This is a genomic window from Armatimonas sp., from assembly GCF_043760365.1.
Classification (GTDB): Bacteria; Armatimonadota; Armatimonadia; order Armatimonadales; family Armatimonadaceae; genus Armatimonas.
Window position 1 is genome coordinate 1 of the sequence record NZ_JAYUPA010000503.1, and the last position, 4568, is coordinate 4568.

6 protein-coding genes are annotated in these 4568 nt (G+C 59.8%); 3 read left to right on the plus strand and 3 right to left on the minus strand.

The window, feature by feature from the left end; all coding sequences use genetic code 11:
• Window positions 1–375, minus strand: a 375-nt coding sequence (locus ACH2EH_RS11770) for an ASPIC/UnbV domain-containing protein (RefSeq protein WP_395141883.1), incomplete at its 3' end; no start/stop codon positions are given.
• Window positions 376–403: 28 nt separating this feature from the next.
• Here ACH2EH_RS11770 and ACH2EH_RS11775 point away from each other — a divergent pair.
• The 3 genes from ACH2EH_RS11775 to ACH2EH_RS11785 are packed head-to-tail and all read left to right on the plus strand — an operon-like array spanning window position 404 to window position 2023.
• Window positions 404–1099 carry a substrate-binding domain-containing protein gene (locus ACH2EH_RS11775; protein ID WP_395141885.1) on the plus strand — a complete coding sequence of 232 codons (696 nt, stop codon included), beginning with the start codon at window positions 404–406 and terminating at the stop codon, window positions 1097–1099.
• Window positions 1100–1116: 17 nt separating this feature from the next.
• Window positions 1117–1362 (plus strand): type II secretion system protein, encoded by a 246-nt coding sequence (locus ACH2EH_RS11780; protein ID WP_395141887.1) that lies wholly within the window; start codon window positions 1117–1119, stop codon window positions 1360–1362.
• Complete coding sequence (locus tag ACH2EH_RS11785; RefSeq protein WP_395141889.1) at window positions 1343–2023, plus strand: hypothetical protein; 681 nt, start codon at window positions 1343–1345, stop codon at window positions 2021–2023. The genes ACH2EH_RS11780 and ACH2EH_RS11785 overlap by 20 nt, the downstream gene beginning before the upstream one ends.
• A gap of 59 nt (window positions 2024–2082) precedes the next feature.
• Here the strand turns inward: ACH2EH_RS11785 and ACH2EH_RS11790 are convergent, their stop codons facing one another.
• The gene (locus ACH2EH_RS11790) at window positions 2083–2766 is read right to left on the minus strand and encodes a hypothetical protein (protein ID WP_395141891.1); all 684 of its coding nucleotides are present in this window, start codon (window positions 2764–2766) and stop codon (window positions 2083–2085) included.
• Window positions 2767–2772: 6 nt separating this feature from the next.
• Window positions 2773–4568 (minus strand): pyrroloquinoline quinone-dependent dehydrogenase (locus tag ACH2EH_RS11795; RefSeq protein ID WP_395141893.1); only part of this gene is annotated, 1796 nt, incomplete at its 5' end.

The window sequence follows — 4568 nt, forward strand, 5'->3', positions numbered from 1 at the left end:
CTTGACGCGCTTGATGGTTTGGACTTTGCCGTCGGGCCAGAGGACTTCGAGACTGACGGGGGATTTCTCTGCACCTAGGCCGAAGTGGAGCGTCAGGTCGTTTTGATTGCCCTCGCCCGTGCCTGCTTCGACCTGCCGCGTGAGGGTTCTGTCTTTGAGCTTGATTCGCACTTGCGTTCCAATGGCCGATGCATTCACGCGCTTGCTGTCGCCGCTGAGATGCACTTCGAGCCAGTGGGTGTTGGGGTTGCCCGCGTTCACGAAGAGCTTGCCGCCGGAGACAAAGTCTAGGTCACCGTCGTTGTCGTAGTCCGCCCAGCTCGCCCCGATGGAGTGGCCGCCCTCAAAGCTTGGAGTCGTGGCGATGGCCTGCAACTCGGGGGCGATATCAATAAAGTGCGCCTTGCCCGTCGGGCAGAACGAGAACCGGGATGCCTATGTCGCGCTGGAGGCGGCAGGTTGCAAGCTTGTTTTTGTGGATCGGTATCTTACTGGCATACCCGCCGACCGTGTGACTTCCGACAACGAGGGAGGCACCGCACAAGCTATCGCCGAGCTCGTGGCGCTGGGACACACGCGGATCGCGTTTCTCTGCTCGTACCGGCTTCCTAACGTCGTGATCCGGGACCGGCAAGCGGGCTACGAACGAGCCTTAAGTGATGCGGGGCTGACCGTGCGCCCGGAATGGATTCGCCGCGCCGAGTGGGCACGCCGCATCGGGTATGTCTTGCCGACGTGCCCGCTTGACGACTGTGATGCGATCTTTAAAGAGTGGCTACAAGATCCGGAGCCCCCGACCGCGATTTTCTGCGCCAACGACCGCGCCCTCCAGTCTGGCCTTCTGACACTGCGCCAGCGTGGTGTGCGCGTGGGGCCAGGGATCGCACTGGCCGGGTTTCTGAACCGCTCGGACTGGGTCGAGCACGTGCAGGAACCGTTTCTGGGGATTCGGCAGTGGCAGAGCGAGCTGGGCAAGCAGGCCGCGCAGCTCCTCCATGAGCGCCTCGTCACTTCCGTTACCCTCGCTCCAAACCGGAGCATCGCTATTAGCGTAGACTTTGTCTACCATCCTAGCGCCGATGTCTGGCGCAACCCCTAAAGAAAGAGGAACTTACTATGTTGTCATCATCTGTCGTACCGAAGCGGCACGTTCAAAAAGGCTTTACGCTGATTGAGCTGCTCGTTGTGATTGCCATTATCGCTATCTTGGCGGCGATTCTATTCCCCGTCTTCGCTCAGGCCCGTGACAAGGCCCGCGCGACAGCCTGTCTCTCCAATACAAAGCAGCTCTCGCTGGGCGTCATGATGTACGCGCAAGACTACGATGAGACGCTCCCAGTCATTGGCTACAATCAGATGTAGCCGTGGTCGCTGGCAGTGGCAGATCTATCCGTACGTTAAAAACGAGAAAGTCTTCACCTGCCCGAATATCAATCAGAACTGGCGCGCGACTCAGTTTGCCTATACCGGGATTGGCAATAGCGGCTGCCCTGGCGCGACAGTGATGGTTGGAGCTGATAACAATGGTGGCTACGGCTGGAGCTACGGTCTGTCCCATGCCTACGAAAATAATGGCGCAGGGCCGCCCAATGCCTACACCGCTCCCGGAATCGCCATGGCGGGCATCGCTAAGCCCGCAGAAACTCTCTGTATCGGGGAGACTGGGTTTGCGAACCAAGACAACACGCCCAATGGAACCGGCTGGGGCATGTGGGTCACGGATCCAAGGAGCACCATTCCGGTGGGCACCACGGCAGCAGGACTGATTCCCCAGTTCCGGCACAATGCCACCAAGTTCCGCACCGACAACCCCGCCCGTCTTTCGATTCCGATCGAGGGCCGCGCCAACTTTGCGTTCCTCGACGGCCACTCCAAGAACCTGAGTGTAGGTTCGGCGTTCCAGCTTGCTCCCCAGATCAATGGGCAGTATGTCGAGGACGGGGAAATTCTCCTCAGCCCGGTGAACTACTCGGGAAGCAACCCCTCCCACCATGCCCCTTGGGTTCTCTGGAACACCTACTAAGACAAGGGTTTGTAAAGACTGAAACGCCGCCTGGGAGAACCCTCCCCGGCGGTGTTTTTTTAGGGCATATTGAGAGTATTCAGGTACTCCTGAGCCGCCTCCCTAAGGCGTTCATCCTCGTACTGCCGAAGGACAAGCCGGGCGCTTCTCTCGCCACCTGGCTCTTTCAGGGTCGCAAGGGCCAAGAAGAGTGCTATCCCAAATTCGTTACTTTTGGCGTTTGGCTCTTTGGAGCCTCCCATCAGCCGTGTGTGGATAAAGTGTGGCCCGAGGGTGATGTAGAGGAGCGAGACAAGCTCCTTGCGCTCGCCTTTTCCAAGTCTCTCCAGCTCATCGGCTGTAGCCTTGGGAACCAGCTTGTGGAGGGGATTTACGCACAGTGCGTGGAGCTTGCGCTCCTCTTCTGTCGTGAAGACCAGTGCACGTCGAAAACGCAGAAGCGTTCCTAGCCCCGCCCGTTCTTGAAACGTTCCGAGTGGGATAATGGCTTCGGCAAGAACTTTCCGACGACGAGCTAGGCTAAATCCTTCCTGGCGGAGGCCAAACAAGAACGGGGGGACAAGGAGGAACCAGCCGGGGTGAATGCCTCGAATCGCCAGATGTTGCCAGCTGACTGTGAGTATCAGGAAACTCACCCAGGTGGCTAGTTTTAGATTGTACTTTATCCATTCTGCGCGTTTGTTTTCGTGCTGAAGACGCTCCGTGAACTCTTCAAGTGTCTGGCTTTGTGTTCGCTGGAGCATTGCTTACTACAGGGCAAACGCGAGGTAGCTGTCGCCGGATTTGGTGCCGATCTTGCCGCCGCCGCCTGCGGCAATCACCACGAACTGCTTGCCATTGACCGAGTAGGTTGCTGGGCAGGCGTAGCCGCCCGCGGGGAGCTTGTGCTGCCAGAGCTGCTTGCCGGTGTCTTTGTCAAAGGCACGGAGCAGCTCATCGCGGGTGGAGGCGATGAAGACCAGGCCGCCTGCGGTGACAATGCAGCCACCGAAGTTCTCGGTGCCCGTGGTCTTGTCGGCCAGCTCGGGGTAGTGGCCCAGCGGGATGCGCCAGGCGAACGTGCCCTTGTTCAAATCCACAGCAGTGAGGCTGCCCCATGGCGGCTTCACGCCCGGCCTGCCGTCTTTGTCGCGGAGCCAGTTGTAGCCCTGGAAATCATAGCCGCCGCGCCCGTTGGCCTTGAGCTGAACCACACTGGGGACGTTGTTGGTATTGACGAACAGATAGCCCGTTGCCGGGTCGTAGGCCGCGCCGCTCCAGTTCGCGCCGCCATGAAAGCCCGGTGTGCAGATTGTCCCCTCGACACTCGGCGGCTGACGCCACTGGCCGTAGCGTCGTCCGTTGGCGGGCACCGTAAGCTCGGCGTCGGTGATGACTTGAGCTGTGAGCGGCGGCGGCGCGAGCGGCATGGGCTGGGTAGGCGAGGCTTGCTCACCGGGAATGTCTGAGGGCGGGACGGCTTTCTCGATAATGGGGAACAGGGGCTTGCCGGTCTTGCGCTCAAAGACATAGACAAAGCCCGTCTTGGTGGGCAGCGCGACACACTCTTTACCTTTCACGATGCAGAGCGTCGGCGGACACGGGTTGTCGTGGTCCCAGAGATCATGGTGCACCGTCTGGAAGTGCCAGAGCCGCTTGCCGCTTCTTGCATCAAGCGCGATCAGGCAGTTGGCAAAGAGGTTCGCCCCGTGCCGATCCGCCCCGTAAAAGTCCGATGCCGCTGAGCCCGTCGCGGCAAAGACAATTGCATTTTTCGTGTCCACCGTGTAGCCCGTCCAGGCGTTGGTTCCCGAACGCTCGCGCCAGGAGTCCTTGGCCCAGGTGTCGTTGCCAAACTCGCCGGGCTCAGGGACGGTGTGAAAGCGCCAGACCTCCTTGCCGGTGCGCACATCAAAGGCCCGAATATCGCCTGGTGCGCCTGGCTGTCCCTCAGAGTTGATGATCGGCACGACCACTAAGTTTTCAAATAATGCCAGCGCCGACGTGCAGCCGTAGTTGAGCTTTGAGAGATCGCGCTCGTAGCCATCGCGCAGATTGACGGTTCCGTTCTTGCCAAAGTTCGCGTCGGGCATGCCGGTCTTAGCATCCAGAGAGAGGAGCTTTCCATCGGGGAGGGCGCAGAGAATCCGGGCGATTTTACCGTCGGTCCAATAAGTCAGCCCTCGGTGGACACCACTCGACTTCGGATCGTGCACCCAGATTGGCTTGCCTGTCGCCGCCTCCAGCGCGACAACACGCAGCTTCACCGTGGTGAGGTACATCACGCCCTCGACGATAACTGGCGTGCACTCAATCGTCGTCCCCGCACCCGCATCGCCCGTCCGAAACTCCCACGCCAGCTTGAGATTCTTGACCGTCTTTTTATTGAGCTGCGTCAGCTTCGCGTGCCGCATGCGCCCCGGATCGTTACCACTCTCGCGCCAGTCCATGCTTGTCTTTGCATCCACCTGCGGCCAGCGCCCGGTGAGCTCTAGCCTCCACGGTGCCGCATCGTTTGCTACTTCGCTACCCGTTATTCGTCTCAATCCTTCATCCCCCTTGCCAT